At 72.5% G+C, this 22600-nt stretch carries 18 protein-coding genes and 1 pseudogene; 10 read left to right on the forward strand and 9 right to left on the reverse strand.

All coding sequences use genetic code 11. The annotated features are described in order from the left end of the window. Positions 1 to 77: 77 nt before the first annotated feature. Positions 78 to 1265 carry an aminotransferase class V-fold PLP-dependent enzyme gene (locus NON00_RS07775; RefSeq protein WP_256019361.1) on the forward strand — a complete coding sequence of 396 codons (1188 nt, stop codon included), beginning with the start codon at positions 78 to 80 and terminating at the stop codon, positions 1263 to 1265. 63 nt (positions 1266 to 1328) lie between these two features. Next, positions 1329 to 2999 carry a methyl-accepting chemotaxis protein gene (locus tag NON00_RS07780; protein WP_256019363.1) on the forward strand — a complete coding sequence of 557 codons (1671 nt, stop codon included), beginning with the start codon at positions 1329 to 1331 and terminating at the stop codon, positions 2997 to 2999. Between the two features lie 133 nt (positions 3000 to 3132). On the opposite strand, the gene NON00_RS07785 is transcribed toward NON00_RS07780, so the two are convergent. From NON00_RS07785 to NON00_RS07795, 3 genes are read right to left on the reverse strand one after another with little or no spacing between them, the layout of a single operon-like run. Beyond that, on the reverse strand, positions 3133 to 4395 hold the full coding sequence (locus NON00_RS07785) for a CaiB/BaiF CoA-transferase family protein (RefSeq protein ID WP_256019366.1): 1263 nt from the start codon (positions 4393 to 4395) through the stop codon (positions 3133 to 3135). Next, positions 4392 to 5153 (reverse strand): CoA synthetase, encoded by a 762-nt coding sequence (locus tag NON00_RS07790; RefSeq protein WP_256019368.1) that lies wholly within the window; start codon positions 5151 to 5153, stop codon positions 4392 to 4394. The genes NON00_RS07785 and NON00_RS07790 overlap by 4 nt, the downstream gene beginning before the upstream one ends. Continuing rightward, positions 5150 to 6010, reverse strand: coding sequence for a CoA transferase subunit A (locus NON00_RS07795; RefSeq protein ID WP_256019371.1), 861 nt, complete (start codon positions 6008 to 6010; stop codon positions 5150 to 5152). Before NON00_RS07795 ends, NON00_RS07790 begins: the two co-directional genes overlap by 4 nt. Positions 6011 to 6080: 70 nt before the next feature. Between NON00_RS07795 and NON00_RS07800 the strand changes: the two genes are divergently transcribed. The 4 genes from NON00_RS07800 (at position 6081) to NON00_RS07815 (ending at position 9869) form a co-directional block, all read left to right on the forward strand. Further along, positions 6081 to 6662: a GNAT family N-acetyltransferase gene (locus tag NON00_RS07800; RefSeq protein WP_256019372.1), complete on the forward strand. Its 582-nt coding sequence runs from the start codon at positions 6081 to 6083 to the stop codon at positions 6660 to 6662. Between the two features lie 74 nt (positions 6663 to 6736). Then, positions 6737 to 7495 carry a sulfite exporter TauE/SafE family protein gene (locus NON00_RS07805; RefSeq protein ID WP_256019373.1) on the forward strand — a complete coding sequence of 253 codons (759 nt, stop codon included), beginning with the start codon at positions 6737 to 6739 and terminating at the stop codon, positions 7493 to 7495. Positions 7496 to 7635: 140 nt separating this feature from the next. Then, positions 7636 to 9312 carry a DUF4214 domain-containing protein gene (locus NON00_RS07810; protein WP_256019374.1) on the forward strand — a complete coding sequence of 559 codons (1677 nt, stop codon included), beginning with the start codon at positions 7636 to 7638 and terminating at the stop codon, positions 9310 to 9312. 125 nt (positions 9313 to 9437) lie between these two features. After that, positions 9438 to 9869 carry a hypothetical protein gene (locus tag NON00_RS07815; protein ID WP_256019375.1) on the forward strand — a complete coding sequence of 144 codons (432 nt, stop codon included), beginning with the start codon at positions 9438 to 9440 and terminating at the stop codon, positions 9867 to 9869. Positions 9870 to 9960: 91 nt separating this feature from the next. Here NON00_RS07815 and NON00_RS07820 read toward each other — a convergent pair whose 3' ends face one another. Genes NON00_RS07820 through hemC form a run of 4 tightly spaced genes read right to left on the reverse strand, consistent with a single transcriptional unit; the run spans position 9961 to position 14773 of the window. Continuing rightward, on the reverse strand, positions 9961 to 11202 hold the full coding sequence (locus NON00_RS07820) for a heme biosynthesis HemY N-terminal domain-containing protein (protein ID WP_256019376.1): 1242 nt from the start codon (positions 11200 to 11202) through the stop codon (positions 9961 to 9963). Next, positions 11202 to 12959 carry a hypothetical protein gene (locus NON00_RS07825; protein WP_256019379.1) on the reverse strand — a complete coding sequence of 586 codons (1758 nt, stop codon included), beginning with the start codon at positions 12957 to 12959 and terminating at the stop codon, positions 11202 to 11204. Before NON00_RS07825 ends, NON00_RS07820 begins: the two co-directional genes overlap by 1 nt. 48 nt (positions 12960 to 13007) lie before the next feature. After that, positions 13008 to 13766, reverse strand: coding sequence for a uroporphyrinogen-III synthase (locus NON00_RS07830; RefSeq protein WP_256019382.1), 759 nt, complete (start codon positions 13764 to 13766; stop codon positions 13008 to 13010). A gap of 8 nt (positions 13767 to 13774) precedes the next feature. Beyond that, entirely contained in the window at positions 13775 to 14773 is a 999-nt protein-coding gene (hemC, locus tag NON00_RS07835) for a hydroxymethylbilane synthase (RefSeq protein ID WP_256019385.1), read from the reverse strand. 190 nt (positions 14774 to 14963) lie between these two features. On the opposite strand from hemC, the gene tsaD reads away from it, so the two are divergent. From tsaD to NON00_RS07850, 3 genes are read left to right on the forward strand one after another with little or no spacing between them, the layout of a single operon-like run. Beyond that, entirely contained in the window at positions 14964 to 16043 is a 1080-nt protein-coding gene (gene tsaD, locus NON00_RS07840; protein WP_256019388.1) for a tRNA (adenosine(37)-N6)-threonylcarbamoyltransferase complex transferase subunit TsaD, read from the forward strand. Beyond that, on the forward strand, positions 16040 to 16867 hold the full coding sequence (locus tag NON00_RS07845) for a 23S rRNA (adenine(2030)-N(6))-methyltransferase RlmJ (RefSeq protein WP_256019390.1): 828 nt from the start codon (positions 16040 to 16042) through the stop codon (positions 16865 to 16867). The genes tsaD and NON00_RS07845 overlap by 4 nt, the downstream gene beginning before the upstream one ends. A gap of 7 nt (positions 16868 to 16874) precedes the next feature. Further along, entirely contained in the window at positions 16875 to 17855 is a 981-nt protein-coding gene (locus NON00_RS07850) for an NAD(P)H-dependent glycerol-3-phosphate dehydrogenase (protein WP_256019394.1), read from the forward strand. Between the two features lie 160 nt (positions 17856 to 18015). Here NON00_RS07850 and ccmB read toward each other — a convergent pair whose 3' ends face one another. Both ccmB and ccmA read right to left on the reverse strand, forming a co-directional pair. Next, positions 18016 to 18666, reverse strand: a complete 651-nt coding sequence (ccmB, locus tag NON00_RS07855; RefSeq protein WP_256019396.1) for a heme exporter protein CcmB — start codon at positions 18664 to 18666, stop codon at positions 18016 to 18018. Then, positions 18663 to 19217, reverse strand: a pseudogene (ccmA, locus tag NON00_RS07860) (heme ABC exporter ATP-binding protein CcmA); the annotation flags it as partial. The pseudogene ccmA and the gene ccmB, both read right to left, overlap by 4 nt. 151 nt (positions 19218 to 19368) lie before the next feature. Between ccmA and acnA the strand changes: the two are divergent. After that, positions 19369 to 22065 carry an aconitate hydratase AcnA gene (acnA, locus tag NON00_RS07865; RefSeq protein WP_256019402.1) on the forward strand — a complete coding sequence of 899 codons (2697 nt, stop codon included), beginning with the start codon at positions 19369 to 19371 and terminating at the stop codon, positions 22063 to 22065. The last annotated feature ends 535 nt before the right edge of the window (positions 22066 to 22600 follow it).

A 22600-nucleotide genomic window follows, 5' to 3' on the forward strand; every position in this document is an offset into this window, starting at 1 on the left:
GAACCTGGAGGGGAGAACCAGGAGGGGAGAACCGGTTCCCCCTGGACCGGCTGGCGCCGCTGCCGCAGGATACCGCCATGCTCGACCTGCGCCCGCATTTCTCCGCCTTCCTCGGCAGCGATCCCGCCCGGCTGCATTTCGCCGCGCACAGCCACCACCCCTGGCCGGATGTGACGCGCGCCGCGCATCTGGCGGCCTGGGACCTCGCCGCGCGGCGAATCGACGGGAAGTGGGAGGAGGTGCTGGGCGCGCTCTCCACCCGGCTGCGCCAGCGCATCGCGGGCCTGCTCGGCCTGCCGGACCCGGCCACGCTGGTCTTCGCCCCCAACACGCATGAATTCGTCGCCCGCATCCTCTCCGCCCTGCCGGCGGGGCGCGCGCCGCGCATCCTGACGACGGATGGGGAATTCCATTCCTTCGCCCGCCAGATCGGCCGGCTGGAGGAGGAAGGGCTGGTGCGGGTCACGCGCATCCCCACCCTGCCGGCGGCGGAGTGCCTGCCGCGCCTCATCGAGGCCGCGCGCGGCGGCGGCTGGGACCTGATCTGGACCAGCGAGGTGTTTTATCAGACCGGCACGGTGCTGGAGGGGCTGGAGGCCCTGGCCGAGGCCGCCGGCGAGGCGCCGCTGGTGATCGATGGCTACCACGCCTTCATGGCGCGCCCGGTGGATCTCTCGCGCATCGCCGGGCGGGCCTTCTATCTGGCGGGCGGCTACAAATACGCGATGGGCGGCGAGGGCTGCTGTTTCCTGCACTGCCCGCCCGGCTGGCTGCCGCGGCCGCGGCTGACGGGGTGGTATGCCGCCTTCTCCGCCCTGGCGCGGCCGGATGGCGGCACGCCCTATGCCACGGACGGGCAGCGCTTCATGGGCGCCACCTTCGACCCCTCCGGCCTGTTCCGGCTGGATGCGTCGCTCGGCTGGGCGGCGGCGCAGGGCGCCAGCCCGGCGGCCATCCACGCCCATGCCCGCGCGCTCCAGGCGCAGTTCCTGGCCGGGCTGGTGGAAACAGGGCTGGCGGAAACAGGGCTGGCCAAGGGGCTCGCGGGCGTGCCGCTGGCCGGCGGCGGCTTCGACCCCGGCCCGGCGCGCGGCAACTTCCTGGCCTTCGAGACGGAGCAGGCGGGCGCGTGGCAGGCGCGGCTGGCGGCGGCGGGCATCGTCACCGATTACCGCGGCAACCGGCTGCGCTTCGGCTTCGGCCTCTGCCACACGGCGGCGGAGGTGGAGGCGCTGCTGGAGCGGCTGCGCGCGAGCCCCACCTAGCACATCTTCCATTTACCGGATGCCTGGAGACTGCGGGCGTTGTTTGCCTCCGCAGGAGCCAGCATGTCGCTCAAACTCCGCCTTGTCGCCTCCCTGCTGGCCATCCTGCTGGCCTTCGTCGGGCTGGGCGCCTTCGCCCTCAACCGCATCATGGTCATGCGCTCGGTGGCGCAGGAGATCAATGAGAACTGGCTCCCCAGCATCAAGGAGCTCAGCGATCTCAGCGAGGCCGGCCTGACCCTGCGCGGCCATGTGCTGCGCCACATGCTGCAGACCACGGAAGCGGACCACGCGGCGGTCGAACGGCAGATCGAGGAGACCAGGGCCGAAGCCATCAAGGTGATGAACGGTTACGGCTCGATGCTGTATAACGAGCAGGAGCGCGTCCTCTACAGCGCGGCGCAGCGCAGCCTGGACGCCTATCTGCGCCTCCTGCCGGAGACGGTCGCGCTCAGCCGCGCCAGGCAGGTGAGCGAGGCCATCCAGCGCGTCAATGGCCCCAATCGCCAGGCTTTCCGGGCCTATACCGATGCGCTGGAGCAGCTGATCCAGTTCAATGTCGATGGGTCGAAGCGGGCCGCGTCCCTCTCCGATGAAACCTCAAACACCGCCTTCTGGATGATCCTGGCCACCATCGGCCTGGGCATCGTGCTGGTCGCCGGGCTGAGCGTCAGCCTCGTCCGCGCCATCAGCCTGCCGGTGCGGCGCCTGACGGGGGCGATGGAGCGGATGACCCATGGCGACCTCGACGCCCGGGTGGAGGACAAGGAGCGCCCCGACGAGATCGGCGCCATGGCCCGCGCGCTGGAGATCTTCCGCGACAAGGTGCGCGAGGGCGAGCGCATGGCCGCCGAGCAGGCCCGCGCCGACGAGGCCACCAAGGCCCGCGCCCGCAAGGTGGACCAGCTGGTGGGCCAGTTCGGCCAGGAGGCGCAGAAGGCCCTGGACGCGCTGCGTGGCGCCTCGCAGCGCCTGGGCGAGACCTCCGGCGTGATGTCGGGCGAGGCGGAGAAGGCCCAGCGGCTGACCGGCACGCTCTCCGCCGCCACGGAAAACGCCTCCAGCAACGCGCAGACCGCCGCCGCCGCGACGGAGGAACTGAATTCCTCCATCGGCGAGATCACCCGGCAGGTCAGCCGCTCCGCCGAGGTGGCCCGCCGCGCCGTGACCGAGACGGAGCGCACCGACCGCACCGTGCGCGAACTGGCCGATACCGCCAACAAGATCGGCGATGTCGTCCGCCTGATCGCCGATATCGCCGGGCAGACCAACCTTCTCGCCCTCAACGCCACCATCGAGGCGGCCCGCGCCGGCGAGGCCGGCAAGGGCTTCGCCGTGGTGGCCTCCGAGGTGAAGAACCTCGCCAGCCAGACCGCCAAGGCCACGGAGGAAATCAGCCAGCAGGTCGCCGCCATCCAGGGCGCCACCGGCCATGCGGTGGAGGCCATCCGCAGCATCGCCGCGGTGGTGACGGAAATCGACCAGACCTCTGCCGCCATCGCCGCCGCCGTCGAGGAACAGGGCGCGGCCACGCAGGAAATCGCCCGCAATGTCACCGGCACGGCCCAGGCGGCGGGCAGCCTCTCACGCGAGGTCGGGGTGGTGCGCAACGCGGCCGAGGTGAATGGCCGCTCCGCCGCCCAGGTGCGCGAAGCCTCCGGCGAGGTGGCCTCGACCAGCGAGACGCTCCGCAACCAGGTGGACCGCTTCCTGAAGGGAATCCAGGCAGCGTAAAAAGAAGCGTTCTTTTTTAGGAAAAAAGAACCAAAAAACTTTTTCCAGCCAGCGTCCCGCCTCAGGCCATAGGCGGGACGCCAAACTGAAAAAAGTCTTTTTGCTTCTTTTTCTTCAGAAAAAGAAGATTCTTTTAAATCTTCTTTTCAATCAAAATCTTCTCCGCCTTCAGCGCCGCGATCTCCTCTTCCGAGAAACCATGCGCCGCCAGCACCTCATCGCCATGCTGGTTGAAGCTGGGCGGCGCGGCGCGGGTGCCGCCCGGGGTGCGGGAGAGCTTGATCGGCGTGCCCAGCGCGCGGAACGCGCCAAGCTGGGTGACCATCTCGCGATGCGCGGTGTGGGGCGCGGCCAGGGCCTCGTCCACATTCAGCACCGGCCCGGCGGGCAGGCCGGCGGCCAGCAGGCGGTCCGAGAGGTCGTGGCCATCCTCGCTGGAGAGGCGTTCCTCCAGGATGGCGGCCAGCGCATCGCGGTTCACCACGCGGTCGCCATTGGTGCGGAAGCGGGGGTCCTCCGGCAGCCCGTCCAGGCCAAGGAAGGCGCAGAACTTGCGGAAGGCCGGATCATTGCCGCAGGCCACGAAGATCTCGCAGGTGCGGGTGCGGAAGGAGGAATAGGGCGAGATATTCGGGTGCGGGTTGCCCGTGGCCTTGGGGCGGCGGTCGTTCAGCAGGTAGTTGGCGGCCTGGGGGTGCAGCAGGGCCATGCCGCAGTCATGCAGCGTCATGTCGAGATACTGGCCCTGGCCGGAGCGCGCGCGCTCCTGCAACGCCATCAGGATGCCGATGGCGGAATAGAGGCCGGTGGCGAGGTCGACGATGGGCGTGCCCATGCGGACGGGCGCCGTCTCCGGCGTGCCGTTGATGGACATCAGCCCGACCATGGCCTGGATGATGGCGTCATAGCCCGGCAGCCCGCCGCGCGGCCCGGTGGCGCCGAAGCCGGAGACGCGGCAATGCACCAGGCGCGGGAATTGCTGGCGCAGCACCTCCTGGTAGCCCAGGCCCCATTTCTCCATCGAGCCGGGCTTGAAGTTCTCCACCAGCACATCGGCGCCCTCCAGCAGGCGCAGCAGCACGGCGCGGCCGGCGGGCTTGCTGAGGTCGAGGGCGATGGCCTTCTTGTTGCGGTTGACGCCGATGAAGTAGCTGGCGGCATCGCCCTGGAAGGGCGGGCCCCATTCGCGCACCTCATCGCCCTGGGGCGGCTCGATCTTGATGACCTCCGCGCCGTGGTCGGAGAGGATCATGGTGCAGTAGGGGCCGCCGAGGACACGGGTGAGGTCGATCACCTTCAGCCCGGCCAGCGCCCCGGCCGAGCGGGCCAGCCCGGTTCCTTCCGCGACGGTTCCTTCCGCGAGGGGCGTCTCCGCGAGGGGCAGGGCATCAGTCATGCGGCATTTTCCTCCTGGTGGCGCCGCGCGAAGACGCGGGCGCAGAATTCGGGATAGGTTTCCAGCATCTCGTCACAGACGGGGCCGCGCAGCAGGGCCAGTTCCTCCGGCGTCGGGTCCGGGGTGGTGGGCAGGCTGGCGGGTTCGTCATAGTCGAAGCCGGTGGCGGCGCGGAGGGAGGCGGCATCCTCCCCCGGATGGGCGCTGGCCAGGGTGAAGCGCGCCCGCGCCGGGTCGAACAGGAAGAGGCCCCGGCCCGTCAGCAGCGCCTGGGCCGTGCCGCGGCGGAAAACGCCGGGGGCGGAGAGGCCGGGGGCCGAGATATGGTCCACGCGCTCCACCAGCACGCGGGGCGAGTGCTCCTCGCGGAAGAGGATGGTGCGCGGCGTCATCATGTACATGAAGGCGCTGCCGAAGCTGCCGGGGAAGCGCACCCCCTGCCCCGGCCAGTCCCCGGTGCCGATCAGGTTGATATTGGCCTGCCCGTCGATCTGCCCGCCACCGAGGAAGAAGAGGTCGATCCGCCCCTGCCCCGTCAGGTCGAACAATTCGCGCGAGCCCTCGGTGAAGGGGTTGCCGCTCGGCCGGTGCAGCAGGGAGAGGCGGAGGGGATGCCCCTGCTTGCGCAGCAGCCAGCAGGCGGCGGCGGGGATGGGCGATGCGGCGCCAACGGCGATATGCCGGGCCGGCGGGGCGGCGGGGTCCAGGATCAGCCGCGCCAGGGCGGCGGCCAGGCGTTCCTCGGGCTGGATGCTCACAGCGCAACCTCCGCCAGCGGAGCAAGGGATGGAGCCGCGGCGCCCGTGACATGCTCGGCCAGCCAGGCGTCGAAGCCCTCCCGCGTGCGGGCGGCGCGGGCATAGGCGGCGACATAGGCGGCATCGGCGCCATATTCGTCGAGCAGGCCGATGGGGTGGGCCCCCCGCGCCGCCACCGCCACCGCCTCGATATAGGTGGCGCTGATGGTGCCGGGGGCGAGGCGCTCATCCTCCAGCAGGTTGCCCTCCACGATGCGCTCGACGGTGACGAGGCTGCGGCGCGCGGCATGGGCCAGGGTGGCGCATTCCCGCCGCCGCCCGACCCAGACATTGCCCGCCCGGTCCGCCATCACGGCGTGGAAAAGGGCGACATCGGGCGAGAGGGCGGGCAGCAGGACGATGGGGTCCCCGCCGCCGGCGAAGGGGTTGTCGATCACGCGCCAGTCCGGCCGGTGGGCCAGGATGTCGCTGCCAATCAGCCCGCGCAGCGGCATGAAGGGCACGCCCTTCTCGGCGGCCTGGAGCATGGTGTGGATGGCCGGGCAGGTGGCATCGCGCATCACGATGCGGCCTTCCTTCAGCGCGGCGCTGAAGCGGGGGGCGAAGCCGGCCTCGCCCAGGCTGACGGCGCTGGTCTGGATCTCGGCGACGCAGCCGGCACCCACCAGGAGATCCGTGGCGAAGCCGGAGACAGGCACGCCCAGCAGCCGCAGCCCCCGCGCCCCGCGGCGGATCAGCGCCTTGGCGAGGGCCAGGGAGGGCAGCGAATTGTCCGGCGGCAGGGCCACCAGGGCACCATCCGGGATGCTGGCGGCCAAGGCTTCGACGCTGTGCGCTTCCACGCCGTGTGCGGTCATGCTCGTGTTCCTCCGGCGGTTACCATACCCCCTTCGGCGCGGCGGGGAAGCGGGATAGGCTGGACAGGCCATGCCAGACCCCGCCCTCCTGAACGGCCCCCGCCTGCGGCTGCGCCCCTTCACCGGGGCGGACCGCGATGCCTTCGCCGCCATGAACGCCGATGCGGCCGTGATGCGATACTTCCCCGCGCCGCTGGGCCGGGCGGAGTCGGATGCCTTCCTGGACCGCATCGCCGCGCATTTCGCCGCGCATGGCTATGGCTTCTGGGCGCTGGAGCGGCATGGCACGCCGGGGCTGGTCGGAATGTGCGGCCTGGCGCGCCTGCCCTGGGAGGTGATTCCCTGGCAGGACCCCGCCGACCCGCCGGTGGAAATCGGCTGGCGGATCGCACAGCCCTTCCAGCGCCAGGGCTATGCGGAGGAGGCGGCGCGCATCGCGCTGGCGCATGGCTTCGGCCCGCTGGGCCAGAGCGAGATCGTGGCCTTCACCCTGGCGGAAAACCTCCCCTCCTGGAGCCTGATGGAGAAGCTGGGCATGCGGCGCGCGGGCGGCTTCGAGCATCCGCGCCTGCCGGAGGGCCACCGGATGCGGCGGCAGGTGCTGTATCGCCTGACGCGGCGCGACTGGATCGAGAGCCGCTTCGGCGAGTGATTTCTTTCCGGGGGCGGGGAGCCCTTGATCTGCCGCAAGGCAGCGTCCTGGCGTTTGCCCTACCCTTCCCCCTCATGCTCGCGAATTGTCTGCATGATCTGGCGGCCCTCGGGCCGGGCGGCCTGGCCGCGCTGATGGGCGCCCTCTTCCTGGCCGGGCTGGCCGGCGGGGTGACGCATTGCGCCGGCATGTGCGCGCCCTTCGTGCTGGCCCAGGCGGCGGCCGGGGCGGAGCGCGGCATGGGCGGCCCCTTCCTCGCGCGCCTCGCCGGGGCGGCGCTGCTGCCCTACCACGCCGGGCGGATGCTGGGTTACGCCATGCTGGGCGGGCTGGCCGGCGGCATCGCCGGGCTGGTGGAGGGGCAGCTGGGCTGGCCGCGCCTGCTGCTGGCCGGGCTGCTGGCCCTGGCCGCGCTGCTGATGCTGGGGCAGGCCTCGGCGCGGCTGGCCGTCTCGCTGCGCTGGCCGGGCTGGCTGCCGCATCCGCGCCTGCCGGCGGTGGCGGCGCGGCGCGTCTCCGCCCTGCTGGCGGCGCCGGGAGGGTGGCGCGGGGTCGGGCTCGGGCTGATGCTCAGCGCCCTGCCCTGCGGGCTGCTCTATGGCGCGCTGGCAGGGGCCGCGGCCTCGGGCAGCGTGCTGGCCGGGATGCTCGCCATGGCGGCCTTCTGCCTCGGCACCGTGCCGGCGCTGGTGGCGGTGGCGATGGTCGGGCGCTTCTTCGGGCGGCGGGCCGGGCCGCAGTTGCGGCTGGCCAGCGCGGCGCTCTTCGCCCTCAATGCCATCATGCTCGCGGCCCTCGCCTGGAGGCTCATCACCCAGGCGCCGCTCGCTTGAGGGAAAATCAGGAAAAGGGTTCTTTTTTGAAAAAAAGAACCAAAAAACTTTTCTCAGGGGCGGGGTGAGGCGCGGGGCGCTTCATCTTTCTTCAGCCCAGGCCGCCATGCTGCCGCCCGCAAGCACCGGGAGGCACGGGCGTGGCCCTGCTGGTGTCGGGGGATGTGCCCTCGACCATCTACGAAAACAACCGAGACGGGGACTGGGAAGCCCGGCTGACCCTCACAGGGGTAAGCGGCGTCACCGCCGTCAGGCTCACCGGCACCAACGCCAACCTGTTCAACGCCACGCTCGACCCCACCACCGGCCAGGTGGTCATCGTGCCCGCCATGCGCTTCGACCACGAGGCCTATGGCAACGCCGCCACCGTCGTGAACTTCACCTTTGGCCTCTCCGTGCAGGCCAATGGCAGCTGGATCAGCGGCAGCGACACCTACACCGTCACCATGCTCGACGTGAACGACGCGCCGCCCAGCACGCTGCGCTTCACCGCGGGCGGCTCAGTGCTGGAGGATGATCTCGGCGGCGTCATCGGCACCCTCCAGGGCGGCGACAATGACAGCCCCAAATCCTCCCTGACCTTCCGCGTGCTCTGGCCGGACGAAGCCTTCTTCGAAATCATCAACGGCAACGTCCTGAAGCTGCGCGACGGCGTGGACCTGATGCGCGAGGGCGGCACCACCCGCCAGGTGATGATCGAAGTCTCCGACGGCAAGAACGAGGCGAATTTCGCCCTCGACGTGGTGGTGCTGAACACCGGCGACACCGACACCACCCCCGCCCCGCCCGCCATCGTGGTCTCGCCACCGGAATCCCCGCCGGAATCGCCGCCCGTCTCGCCGCCCGTCTCACCACCGGTGTCTCCACCGGAATCGCCCCCCGTCTCGCCGCCCGTCTCGCCACCTGAGTCCCCACCCGAGTCCCATCTGGAATCGCCGCCTCCGCCCTCGCCCCCCGAGACGCCCCCCACACCCGAGCACCACGAGGCCACCCATCTGGTGGCCGAGGCGGGCACGGCGCTGACCGGCAGCCTCGCCCTGCACTGGCAGGCCGAGCACAGCAGCGCCTGGGGCGATGCGGCCCCCGGCACGGCCCTCAGCAGCGGCACGCTGCTCTGGCTCTCCGTGGCGGACCAGCAGGGGCTGGCCAGCGGCAAGCTCACCCTGCCCGGCCTCTCCGGCGCGGAGGAAATGCTGCGGCTCGAAGTGCCCTCGCCCGACGGCTCGGGCGGCACCATGCTGCTGCTCGCCTGGGCCAGCGGGCAGGAGGAGGCGCTGGACCTCACCGGCGCCCTGCGCGGCCTGCTCGGCGACCTCAAGGTGCAGGCCGCCCTGGGCCAGCGCGACAACGGGTTGCTGCTGGCCAGCCTGCAGCATCTGGTGGGGCCGGGGGATGACAGCCTGCCGGTGGAGTTCCATGTGGAAGGCCCCCTCACCGCGCCCGACCCCGGCATGACCGCGCCCGGCGGCAGCGCCGTGACCCAGTTCATCACCCTGGCCTTCAACACCCTGCTCGACCGCGCCCCGGATTCGGGCGACCTCGCGCGCTGGAACAGCGCCCTCGCCACTGGCACGCTCGATGCCCGCTCCCTGGTGCAGGCCCTGCTCGGCAGCGCGGAATACCAGTCCGTCCATGCCGGGGAGAGCGACGAGGCCTTCCTCTCCGCCCTCTACCGCAGCGCCCATGCGGAGGAGATCGACCCCACCCTGCTCAGCCAGTGGGTGGAGCTGCTCTCCAGCCAGGCGGTGGACAAGGCGGATGCGGTGCTGGTGCTCGGCCTCGCCCATCATGGTGACGACGCCCTGCCAGGACGCTGAGGGCGCGGCGCGGGCCGGGGGATCGGCCGGGGGGCGGCGAACAGGACGAGGCACGCTGCAACACGGTATTACTTGCGAGTGATTCTCATATGCGGCAGCCTGGAGAGCCTACAGGGAGAATCACCATGGCAACGCATGGCCTGCCGACCTGGCCCTGGACCGACGCCTGCGCCGAGTCCCTGGCCCCGCCCGAGGCGCTGCTGCTGGAGGGGATGCGCCGCTGGGCCTGCGCCATGCGGGGCGGGCGGCCGGCGCTGGCTGCCGCGCGGCTGCCCTTCATCGCCGAGGATGTGGCGGAGGCCGCGCCGGCGCTGGAGGCCGTGCTGCGGCTCGGGGCTTTCCGCATCGCCTGCCCCACCGCGCCGCGGCTGACGGGGGAGGAGCCGGCCCTGCTGCTGGCCTTCGCCCTGGCGCAGCGCGGGCCGAAGCGCGAGGCGCTGGCGGCTTTCCTGCGGCTGATGCCGCCCGGCGCGGCCTATGCCGCCATGGGGCCGGCGGTGGCGCTCGGTCTGTCTTTCCGCAAGGCCGGCCTGCTGCTGGCCAACCCGCTGCGCTAACGCCCCTGATGGCGGGGCCTGGGGGGACCCTGTCCCCCCAGCGGGAGGGTCCGGGAGGGCGGCGCCCTCCCGATTCTTCACTCCCAGGGCTTCACCCCCAGGCCACCCGCCCGGCAGTGCCGCAGCCATCGCACACGGGCGCCCAGGCGGCATGCACCTTGCCGCACTGGCCACAGCGCCAGCGCGGTTCCGGCTTGGCGGTGGTGGCGGCGCGCAGCCACCTGGCCTCGGCGGCGCGGGCCAGGGTGGTGTCCCCCTGCTCCGCCTGCTCCAGCTCCACCAGCAGCAGATAGGCGCGGGCATCGGCCTCGCCGCTGGCCACCAGCGCATCCAGCTCCGTGCGGGCGCGGCCGGTCAGCCCGGCGCCGAGCGCGGCGCGGGCCAGCAGCAGGCGGCTCTCGGCATGGGTGCGGTTGCGGTGGACCAGGGCTTCCGCCGCCTTCACCCGCGCCAGCGGCTCGGCCTCGCCCTCCAGATAGGCGGCGGCGAGCTGCGGGTGCGGCGCGGCGGCCCAGCCCTGTTCCAGCACGCCCTTGGCGCGCCGGGCATTGCCGGCGGCGGCCAGCCGCGCGGCATGGGCCAGGGCGGCGGGGGCGAAGGCCGGATCGGCCTGGAAGGCCTGCTTCTCCAGCTCGGCGGCGCGGGCCGCGTCGGCCTCCTTGCCGGCGGCGGCCAGGGCGAGCGGCGCGCGCGGCGTCGCCGGGCTGGCCAGGGCCAGGGCCTCGCGCCAGTCCTGGGTGCGCTGGGCCAGCAGGGCGCGCTCCTCGCGCAGCCAGGTGGCGCCGGGATGCGCGGCCTCGGCCTCCTTCGCCAGGGCCTGGGCGGCGGGCCAGTCCTGCCGCTGCATCGCCTGCCGCAGCAGGCCGCGCAGGCCGATGAAGCGGGCATCCTCACGCTTGGCCAGGGCCTGGAAGGCCTCGGCCGCCGCCTCTTCCCGCCCGGCCATGCGCTCGGCCTCGGCGGTCAGCAGCAGCAGCTGCGGCGTGTCGCCCAGCAGCTGGCGGGCGCGCTTCACCTCGCTGCGCGCCGCATCGGCCGAGCCGGCGGCGAGCGAGACGAGGGCGCGGGTCAGCATCATCTCGCCATGGTTGCGGCGGCGGGCGGCGCGGCGGGCGCGCAGCCGGGCGGGCCAGTTCACCAGGCTGCGGAAGCCCACGATCAGCAGGTGCAGCACCAGGAACAGCGTGACGAGGAGGATCAGCAGCACCGGCAGGGAGAGGACGATCTCCATGTCGGCCACGCGCACCTCGACGGCGCCGCCGAGGCGCATCAGCCCCCAGGCGAGGCCGACGGCGAGGGCGCAGAGGATCAGCAGCCAGAGAGCGCGGCGCATCAGCCGAGGCCTCCGGCGCGCAGGGCCTCCAGCGCGGCGCGGGCGTCGAGCAGGCCGCGCCCCTGCTCCAGCCAGCCGGCCATGGCGGCGCGCGGCGCCTCGGGCAGGGCCTCGATGCGCTTGACGGCGGCGGCGAGGTCGCCGGCCTCCAGCGCGCGGCGGGCGATTTCCAGCTCGCTGCTGATGGCGTCACCCCAGACCACCTGTTCGCCGCGGCGGACGGTGACGAGATTGCCGAGCCGCGTCGCCGCCGATTCCCACACCGTCTGCCCCTGGGTGGCGGGCTCCGACTTGGCGCGGGCGGCGCGCGTCGCCTCCTCGAAGGAGAGGCGCAGCGCGGCCTCGGTGGGCGGCGCCGCGGTGGCGTAGCGGCGCAGCGCCGCCGGGGCCTCGCCCGGCAGGCCGGAGAGCGCCTGGCCCAGCGGCCGCCCGGCCTCCAGCGCCGTGGCGGTGGCGGTGGTGGCGATCAGGGTGGAGAGGCGGCGCTCGGCGGTGGCGAGGCGGCTCTCGCGCTGCTCCAGCGCGGCGAAGCGGGTATCGAGGGCGCGGTCCCGCTCGGCCATGCGCTGGCGGGCGGCTTCCTCGGTGGCGGCGATGCGCTGCTGCATGGCCGTCTCGACGGCGGAGAAGCGCGGGTTCAGCGCGGCCTCGGCGGCGGCCATGCGCTGGGCGAACTGGGCCTCGGCCTGGCTGATGCGCTCGGCGAGGCTGCGCTCGCCGCGCGCCACGCGCTCATCGGCGGCGCGCTGGACGGCCTCGCGGTCGCTGCGCTGGGATTCGACCTGGGCGCGCAGGCCCTGCACGGCCTGCTGGGCCTCGGCCAGAGCGGCGGCGGTGGCGGTGGTGGTGGTCTGCGCCTGCCCGCCCAGCTGGGCGACGGCCTGGGAGACAGCCTGGGCCTGGGCGCTGGCCTGTTCGCGCAGGCTGCCTTCCAGCGTACCGAGGCGGCCATCCAGCGCCTGGAGGGTGGTGACGCGCTGCTCCAGCGCGGCGAGCTGGGCCGGCGTCGCGGCCGGCGCCTGCCCGCGCGAGAGGGCGACGCCGAGCGCGACCAGCGCCAGGACGCCGCCACCGGCGGCCAGCGGCAGGGCGAGATGGGCGTGGCGCTGCCAGGGGTAGGAAGCGGCGGCCGGGCTGGCGGCGGCGGGCTTCGGGGTTTCGGGCGCGGCGGGCTTGGGCATCGGCGGAGGCATCGTCCTGGTCGCGTCGGTGGGCGCGGCGGGGCGGGCCGCTGGAATGGCGGTGGCAGCCGCCGGGGCGGAAGCGGGGGTGGAGGAAACGGGGGCGGGCGGCGCCGGAGGCGCGGAGACGGGCGGCGCGGAGACGGGCGGCGCGGCGGCGGGCGCCACGGAGGCAGGCGGTGGGGCGGCGGGCGCGGAGGTGGGCGCCGGCGCGGGCGGCGCGGCGGCAGGCGCCTCGGCCGTCACCACGGGCTGCGGTGCTTCGGGCGTGGTGGCTTCAGGCTTGGGGGCTGCTTCACCCTGGGGCGCCGCGGGCGGCGTGGCCTGGGGCGTCTCGGCCCCGGTGGCGGGCGGCAGGGCGGCGGCGGGCGAGGCCGTGGGGCGGGCGGATTGCGGCACGCCGGCCTTCGGCCCCCCGGGCAGAGCGGCACCAGGAAGCGCCGCACCAGGAAGCGCCGCGCTCAGGGCCCGCGGCATCACGCTGGGATTCTCCCGGCCCGCCTTGCGGCCCTGGCCGGATGGGCGGGCGCCCGGCACCGGCTCACCCTTGGGGCTGTCTTTCGGCGTGTCGGTCATTCTCTACTCCTGCCCCTTCTTCTGACGCATGCCGGCCTTCTGCCGGGACTATTCCGGCGCCGGGCCCAGCAGGGCCAGCAGCGCCGAGGAATCGGGCACCGGGGTAGCACGGATCTCTTGCCATGGCATTCCCGCCAATACCCCGGCAATACGGGGCGAGAGCGCCAGGGCCGCCACGGCGCGCAGCTGTTCCGCCAGCCCGGCGCGGCGCAGCAGCCGCTGCGTCACATGGGCCGAGCGCGGCGAAAGGAACAGGGCGGCGCAGATTTCCCCCGCCCGCAGCGCGGCGGCGGCCTCCTCCGGCAGGGCGGTGGCGGGGCGGGCCTCATAGACCACGCGCCGCCGCACCGCGAAGCCGCGCGCCCGCAGCGCCGCCGCCAGCTCCAGGCTGTAGCCGCGCCCGGTGGCCAGCCAGAGCGGCACACCGCCCGGCCCTCCCCCCGGTTCCTTTCCTGGCGCCAGCCGCGCCGCCACCAGCGCCGCGAGCGAGGCGGCATCGCCCTCCGCCAGGGCGACATCGGTGAAGCCGGCGCGCCGCGCCTCGGCCGCCGTGCCCGGCCCCACGGCGAAGACCGGGATCTCCGCCGGGAGCGCCGCCGGGATCAGCGGGGCCAGCGCCCGCGCCGCCGCGCGGCTGGGCAGCAGCAGCGCCCGCGCCGGGCGCCCCCAGCCCGTGGCCGGGGCACAGGAGGACAGCACCAGCGCCGGCGCCGCCACCGCCCGCCAGCCCAGCGCGGCGACAGCCGCCACGGTCTCGGCGCAGCCAGGCTCCGGGCGCGTGACCAGGATGGCGCGGCCCTCCGGCACCCGCCCGCCTAGCTGATAAAAATATCGGCGGGGCTGTCGGCGCGCAGGCTCTCGCCCAGTTCGCGGCCGATGCGCTCCGCCTCGCCCGCCGCGCCATGCAGGCTGCGCTTGAGGAGGAAGCTGCCATCCGGCCGCGCCACCAGCCCGGTCAAATGCAGCTCGCCATTGGGCAGCAGCCGCGCATGGCCGCCGATCGGCGTGCGGCAGGAGCCATCCAGCGCCGCCAGCAGCGCCCGCTCCGCGCGCGAGACGGCGCGCGCCGCGCGGTCCTCGATGCCGGAGAGCAGCTCATGCAGCTCGGTATCGGCGGCGCGGACGGTGACGCCCACAATGCCCTGCCCCGCCGCCGGCACCATCGCCTCCGGGTCCAGCACCACCGAGGCATGGCTCTCCAGCCCGAGCCGCTTCAGCCCGGCCAGGGCGAGCAGCGTGCCATCGCATTCCCCCGCCGCCAGCTTGGACAGGCGGGAGCCGACATTGCCGCGGATCATCTCCACCTGGAGATCAGGCCGCGCGTGCAGAAGCTGCGCCTGCCGCCGCAGGCTGGCCGTGCCGATGCGCGCCCCGGCCGGAATCGCCGAGAAAGGGTCCGCCACATCCGCCACCACCGCGCCGGGGCCGAGCACCAGGGAATCCCGCGCATCCTCGCGCTTCAGCGTGCAGGCCAGCACGATGCCGGGCGGCAGCTCCGTTTCCAGATCCTTCAGGCTGTGGACGGCGAAATCGATCCGCCCATCCAGCAGCGCCTCATGGATCTCCTTGGCAAAGAGGCCCTTTCCCCCGATATCCGCCAGCCGCCTGTCCTGGATGCGGTCGCCGGAGGTGGCGATCACATGCTCCTCGAACGCCTTGGCGTTGCGGAGCACGGGGCAGAAATGCAGCACCAGCTCCAGAAAGGTGCGGGTCTGCCACAGCGCCAGCGGCGAGCCGCGGGTGCCGACGCGCAGCGGCAGCGGCCGCCGCGCATGCGGCTTCACCGCGCCACCCGGCGCGGCGCCGGCCGGCATCCCGGGGGGCGTCCCTGGGGGAGGCCCTGGAGGCGTCACGGGGTGTCCGCCCACACCGCCCCGCTGATCCGCCGGGGCCATGACGCGGTTTTTTGCGAAGGCGCCCGCCGGGGCAAGCGGCAGGACGGGGTGGGCAAACGACATGCCGCCGTCATAGAACCACGGCCCGGCATGGGGAAGGCAGGAACGAATGCGATCGGCGCCTATCGAGGGTCCAGTTCTGGGTTTGGAGGCCAGCTGCGATGAAACCGCGGCCGCCCTGCTGGCGCCCGATGGCACCATCCTGGCCGAGGCCGTGCGCAGCCAATTGGCCGAGCACACCCCCTTCGGCGGCGTGGTGCCCGAGATCGCGGCGCGTGCCCATCTCGCCCACCTGCCCCGCCTCGCCGCGCAGGTGATGGCGGAGGCCGGGGTTCGGCCGGAGCAGCTCGGCGGCATCGCCGCCACGGCGGGGCCGGGGCTGATCGGCGGGCTGATCGTCGGCGCCAGCTTCGGCAAGGGCATGGCCATCGCCCACGGCCTGCCCTTCGTCGCCGTCAACCACCTGGAGGGCCACGCCCTCACCGCCCGCCTGCCCGCCCTGCGCGCCACGCTGAACGAGTCCGGCCTGGTGGAGGGGGAGGTCCGCTTTCCCTATCTGCTGCTGCTGCTCTCCGGCGGGCACTGCCAGTGCGTGGCGGTGGAGGGGCTGGGCCGCTACCGCCGCCTCGGCTCCACCCTGGATGACGCGGTGGGCGAGGCCTTCGACAAATCCGCCAAGCTGATGGGCCTGCCCTGGCCCGGCGGCCCGGCCCTGGAAAAACTGGCCCAGGCCGGGAATCCGCGCCGCTACCCCCTGCCTCGCCCGCTCTTCGGCCGCCCAGGCTGCGATTTTTCCTTCAGCGGCCTCAAGACCGCCGTGGCCCAGGCCGTGCCGAAGCTGGCGACGGAGCAGGACCGCGCCGACCTCGCCGCCGCCTTCCAGCATGCCGTCGCCGCCGTGCTGGCGGACCGCGCCCGCAACGCCCTGGCCCTGCTGCCCGGCGCCACCGCCCTGGTGGTGGCCGGCGGCGTCGCCGCCAACCAGGGGGTGCGCGCCGCCCTCGCCGCCGAGGCCGCCCGCGCCGCCCTGCCGCTGATCGCCCCGCCCATCCGCCTCTGCACCGACAATGCGGTGATGATCGCCTGGGCGGGGATCGAGCGCCTGCGCGCCGGCCTCACCGACCCGCTGGACCACGCCCCGCGCCCGCGCTGGCCCCTCGACGAGCTGCGCGCGGAGGCCACCGCATGAACTACCGCCACGCCTTCCATGCCGGCAATTTCGCCGACTGCATGAAACATGCCCTCATCGTCGCCCTCGTCCGCCGGCTGGCGATGAAGGACACGCCCTTCCGCGTGCTCGACACCCATGCCGGCATCGGCGCCTACGACCTCACCGGCTCCGAGGCGGAGCGCACCGGGGAGTGGAAGCGCGGCGTCGGCCGGCTGCTGGACATTGAGGAGGGGCCGCTGGCCGACTGGCTGGACCTCGTCCGCCGCGCCGGCTTCCCGCCGCGCTACCCCGGCAGCCCGGCCCTGGTGCGCATGCTGCTGCGCCCGCGCGACCGCCTGGTGCTCTGCGAACTGCATGAGGAGGACAGCGCCACCCTGCGCACCCTCTTCCGCGGCGACCCGCAGACCGCCGTCCACAAGCGCGACGCCTGGGAGGCGCTCACCGCCCTCACCCCCTTCGCCGAGAAGCGCGGCCTCGTGCTGGTCGATCCGCCCTTCGAGCTGGAGGGCGAGTTCACCCGCATGGCGGAGGCGCTGGAAACCCTGGCGCACCGCTTCCGCGCCGGGGTGCAGGCGCATTGGTACCCGATCAAGCACCGCGCCCCGGTGCGCGCCTTCCACACCGCCATCCAGGAGAGCGGCGTGCGCGACGTGCTGGCCTGTGAAATGTGGCTGCGCGAGCCGACCGACCCGCAGCGCCTCAATGGCTGCGGCCTCGTGGTGGTGAACCCGCCCTGGAAGTTCGAGGAGGAGGCCCGCGCCATCCTCGCCGCCCTGCTGGAGCATCTCGGCGATGGCGAGCCGGGGCAGGGCTGCGCCGTCACCCGCCTCACCGAGGAATAGGCCGCCCATGCAAAAGATCGCGGTGATCGGCGCCGGCGCCTGGGGCACGGCGCTGGCCCTCCAGGCCGCGCGCGCGGGGGGGGAAGTCGCCCTCTGGGCGCGCGATGCCACCCGCGCGGCGGCGATGCAGGAAAGGCGCGAGAACACGGCCCATCTGCCGGGCTGGACCCTGCCCGCCGCCATCACCGTCACGGCCGATCCGGCGGCGGCGGTGGCGGGGGCCGGGCTGGTGCTGCTCGTCATCCCGGCCCAGCACATGGCGCGCGTGCTGGAAGGCTTCCCGGCCGCCCTGCCCCCCGCCCTCGTCGCCGCCAAGGGCGTGACGGCGGAAGGCCACCGCCTGCCGCTGGAAACCCTGGCCCTGGCGCGGCCGGGGCTGGCCGCCGGCGTGCTCTCCGGCCCGAATTTCGCCGCCGAGGTCGCCGCCGGCCTGCCCGCCGCCGCCATCATCGCCAGCACAGAGGCCAGCCTGCGCGAGGCCGCCATCCAGCGCCTCGCCACCCCCGGCTTCCGCCTCTACGGGCAGGAGGACGCGGTGGGCGCCCAGGTCGGCGGCGCGGCGAAAAACGTCATCGCCATCGCCGCAGGCGCCGTCATGGGCGCCGGCCTCGGCGAGAATGCCCGCGCCGCCCTCGTCACCCGCGGCATCGCCGAGATCGGGCGCCTCGCCCTCGCCCTCGGCGGGCGGATGGAAACCGTCTCGGGACTCTCGGGGCTCGGCGACCTTCTGCTGACCTGCACCGGGCCCGGGAGCCGAAATTTCTCGCTCGGCTTCGCCCTCGGCCAGGGGCAGACCTTGAAAAACATCCTGGCGGCGCGGAACAGCGTGACGGAAGGCGTCGCCACCGCCCCGGCCCTGCTGGCACGGGCGGAAAGCGTGGGGGTGGAGATGCCCATCACCCGCGCGGTCAGCGAAGTGCTCCAGGGGCGGCACGATGTCGTCAGCGCCATGCGGGCGCTGATGGGAAGGCCGCTCAGGGCGGAGTAGGGTTTAAATTTAAATAAATAAAAGCAGGGGCGCTGCCCCCAGGCCCCCGCCGGGGGGACAGGGTCCCCCCGGACCCCGCCATCAGTTGGCGCCAAACTGAACGCGGGGTCCGGGGTGGCCGTGCCACCCCGGCGGGGGTTCAGGGGGCAGCGCCCCCTGCTTAATCGGCCCGCAGCGCCGCCCCAGCCGCCAGCGGCGCGAGGGGCAGGGCCGCCGCCACCAGCGCCCCGAGCAGCAGCAGGAAGGGCCGCGCGCTCAACCCGCTGGCCGCCGCCTCGATCCCCGCGGCGCCGAAGATCATGGCGGGAATGGCGAGCGGCAGCACGAGCAGCGGCAGCAGCACCCCACCCCGCCGCGCCCCGAGCGTCAGCGCCGCCCCCGCCGTGCCGAGCAGGGAGAGAAACATCGTCCCCAGCCCGAGCACGAGCAGCGCGACGCCCCAGGCCTCTTCCGGCAGGTTGAGCATGGCGGCGGCGACGGGGGTGGCGAGCAGCAGCGGCGCGCCGGTGGTCAGCCAGTGGGCCACCGCCTTGGCCGCCGCGATCTGCGCCCCGGACAGGCCGGAGAGCAGGAGCTGGTCCAGCGACCCATCCTCCGCCTCCGCGCCGAAGAGACGGTCGAGCGGCAGCAGCGCGGCGAGCAGGGCGGCGGCCAGCAGGGCGCCCGGCGCGAGTCGCGCCAGGGTTTCCGGCGCCGGACCCACCCCGAAGGGGAAAAGAGCCGTGACCAGCAGGAAGAACAGGCATGCGGCCAGCGTATCGGCCGGGTGCCGCGCGGCGAGCAGCAGCTCGCGCCGCAGGAGGGCGATCATTCCGCGTCCTCCAGCGGCGGCGCAAGCCGGAATTCACGGGCATCGGGCAGCGGCAGCGGCACATGGGTGGCGGCCACCACCGCCCCGCCGCGCGCCCGGTGCGCCGCCAGCAGCGTGCCGAAGCGGGCGATGGAGGCGGCATCCAGCCCCACCGAGGGCTCGTCCAGCAGCCAGAGCGGCACGGGGGCCAGCGCCAGCCGGGCCAGGGCCAGGCGCCGCTTCTGCCCGGCCGAGAGCAGCCGCGCCGGCAGCTCCGCCAGGGCCGAGAGATCCACGGCGGCCAGGGCCGCGGCGATGTCCCCGCCCCAGCGGCGCGACCAGAAGAGGAGGTTCTCCGCCGCCGTCAGGCCGGGCTTCAGCGCCTCGGCATGGGCGAGGTAGCGCAGCCGGGCGGCATGCGCCACGCGGTCGGCCAGGGCGGGCGCGCCGTGCCAGAGGATCTCGCCCTCCGCGACGGGGACGAGTCCCGCCAGCACGCGGAGCAGAGTCGATTTTCCCGCGCCATTGGCACCGGTCAGGAGAATGGCCTCACCCGGTGAGATGGAGAGCGACAGGCCGGTAAACACCACCCGCTCCCCCCGCAGCACGCCGATATCTTTCGCTTCCAGCACGGCACCCCAGCCCACGCCCGCCGATGGACCGTGGCACCGCTCCGTGTAATAAGCGGCAGCGTTCGCAGCAAATATTGAGGGACCCCGGACCATGCGGATGATCGGGCAGGACAGCCTGAAAGCGCGGCAAGCGCTGACGGTGGACGGCAAGGTTTACCATTATTTCAGCCTGCCCGAAGCGGCGAAGAGCATCGGCGACGTCAGCCGCCTGCCCTTCAGCCTGAAGGTGCTGCTGGAGAACGTCCTCCGCTTCGAGGACGGCCGTTCCTACACCGTGGACGACGCCAAGGCCGTCGCCGAATGGGTGAAGGACGGCAGGTCGGACAAGGAAGTTCCCTTCCGTCCGGCGCGCATCCTGATGCAGGACTTCACCGGCGTCCCCGCCGTGGTCGACCTGGCCGCCATGCGCGATGGCATCCTGAAGCTCGGCGGCGACCCGAAGCGGGTGAACCCGCTGGTGCCCGTCGACCTCGTCATCGACCACTCGGTGATGGTGGACGTCTCGGCGACGCCGACGGCGCTTCAGAAAAACGTCGATATCGAGTTCGAGCGCAATGGCGAGCGCTATGAGTTCCTGCGCTGGGGCCAGGAGGCGTTCAACAACTTCCGCGTCGTCCCCCCCGGCACCGGCATCTGCCACCAGGTGAACCTGGAGTATCTGGCGCAGGGCGTCTGGACCGCCACCGACGCCGGCGACACCTTTGCCTACCCCGACAGCTGCTACGGCACCGACAGCCACACCACCATGGTGAACGGCCTCGGCGTGCTCGGCTGGGGTGTCGGCGGCATCGAGGCCGAGGCCGCCATGCTCGGCCAGCCCATCGCCATGCTCATCCCCGACGTGATCGGCTTCAAGATCACCGGCAAGCTGCGCGAGGGCGTGACCGCCACCGACATGGTGCTGACGGTGACGCAGATGCTGCGCAAGAAGGGCGTGGTCGGCAAGTTCGTCGAGTTCTTCGGCCCTGGCCTCGACCAGATGCCGCTCGCCGACCGCGCCACCATCGGCAACATGGCCCCGGAATACGGCGCCACCTGTGGCATCTTCCCGGTCGACGAGATCACGCTCGACTATCTGCGCCTCTCCGGCCGTGACGAGCACCGCATCAACCTGGTGCGCGAATACTACAAGGCCCAGGGCATGTTCCGCGAGCCGGGCCAGCCGGACCCGGTCTTCACCGACACGCTGGAACTCGACCTCTCCACCGTCGTCCCCTCGATGGCCGGCCCGAAGCGCCCGCAGGACCGCGTGGCGCTGGACAACGCCGCCCCCGCCTTCGCCAAGGAACTCGCCTCCGGCAACCTCGGCGTGCCGGGCGACAAGGCCGATCTGCGCGTCCCCGTCGAGGGCGCCAATTTCGACCTCGGCCATGGCGATGTGGTGATCGCCGCCATCACCTCCTGCACCAACACCTCCAACCCCTATGTGCTGGTCGCCGCCGGCCTCGTGGCGAAGAAGGCCAATGAGCTCGGCCTGACGACCAAGCCCTGGGTCAAGACCTCGCTGGCCCCCGGCTCGCAGGTGGTGACGGATTATCTCGACAAGGCCGGGCTGACGCCGCATCTCGACGCGCTGGGCTTCCAGACCGTCGGCTATGGCTGCACCACCTGCATCGGCAATTCCGGCCCGCTGCCGGACCCGATCGTGGACGCCATCGAGGCCAACAAGCTGGTCGCCGTCTCCGTCCTCTCGGGCAACCGCAACTTCGAGGGCCGCGTCCACCAGAACGTCCGCGCCAACTACCTGGCCTCGCCGCCGCTGGTGGTCGCCTACGCCCTGGCCGGCAGCATCACCAAGGATATCACCAAGGAGCCGATCGGCACCGGCAAGAACGGCCAGCCGGTCTATCTGAAGGATATCTGGCCGAGCACGCGGGAGGTGGTGGACACCGTCGCCGCCGTCGTGACGCGCGAGATGTTCCAGAGCCGCTACTCCGACGTGTTCAAGGGCCCGACCCAGTGGCAGGCCATCCGCGTCGATGCCGGCTCGGACACCTATCGCTGGAACTCCGGCTCCACCTACGTGCAGAACCCGCCCTATTTCGAGGGCATGGGCGCCGAGCCGGGTGAGATCGCCTCGGTCAAGGGCGCGCGGGTGCTGGCCCGGCTCGGTGACTCCATCACCACCGACCACATCAGCCCGGCCGGCAACATCAAGAAGACCTCGCCCGCCGGCGAGTACCTGGTCGAGCACCAGGTCCGGCAGGCGGACTTCAACAGCTACGGCGCCCGCCGCGGCAACCACGAAGTCATGATGCGCGGCACCTTCGCCAACATCCGCATCAAGAACGAGATGGTCCCCGGCATCGAGGGCGGCATCACCAAGCACCAGCCCTCGGGCGAGGTCATGCCGATCTACGACGCCGCCATGAAGTACAAGGCCGAGGGCACCCCCCTCGTCATCTTCGGCGGCAAGGAATACGGCACCGGCTCCTCGCGCGACTGGGCGGCCAAGGGCACCTTCCTGCTCGGCGTCAAGGCCGTGATCTGCGAGAGCTTCGAGCGCATCCACCGCTCCAACCTCGTCGGCATGGGCGTGCTGCCGCTGGTCTTCCAGCCGGGTGAGAACCGCGAGACCCTCGGCCTGACGGGCGAAGAGGTGATCGACATCATCGGCCTGGAAGAGCTGAAGCCCCGCATGCTGCTGGACCTCGTCATCCATCGTCCGGATGGCAGCACCACCACCACCAAGGTGCTGTGCCGCGTCGATACCGCCGACGAGGTCGAGTACTACAAGAATGGCGGCATCCTGCACTACGTGCTGCGCAACATGGCGAAGGCGGCCTGATCTCCAGGCTTTCCCTCCGCGGAGAGACCGGGCCGGGGCAGCAATGCCCCGGCCCTTTTTTTCGGCCGGGACAGCGCAGGGCAGGCGCCAGAAAAGGAGAGGCAGAAAGGGGGGCCAGAAACAGGAAGGGCGCCAGCCCCGTCCTGGGGTGGCGCCCGTCCTGAGATGCGCGTGAAGGGGAAGTCAGTCTAGTGCTCAGGCCGCTTCAGGCGAAGCGGACCAAACAGGGGTGCATTCCACGGCAGGGCCAGGAGGCCGCGCAAGGCATTGCGAGCGGTCAGCGGGCGACGAGCGTGGGTCCAGGTCATCAGCGCGAGCCTCCTTGGTTGAGAACAAGGTGATTTTCACGCCTGGGGGTAAAAACTTTCTTTAAAGCGCCTCGAAAAAGAGATTTTTTGCGTGGGGTGGGTCGCTTTTTTTGCAGAGCCCTGCCGGCCAGCAAGAGCGTTCTTTTTTGAAAAAAAAGAACCAAAAAACTTTTCCCCGCTGGCCGAGCGCATCACCTGGATGCGCTCGGCCAGCGGGGAAAATGCGA

Origin of the sequence: Roseomonas sp. GC11, assembly GCF_024437745.1 — a bacterium.
Classification (GTDB): domain Bacteria; phylum Pseudomonadota; class Alphaproteobacteria; order Acetobacterales; family Acetobacteraceae; genus Pseudoroseomonas.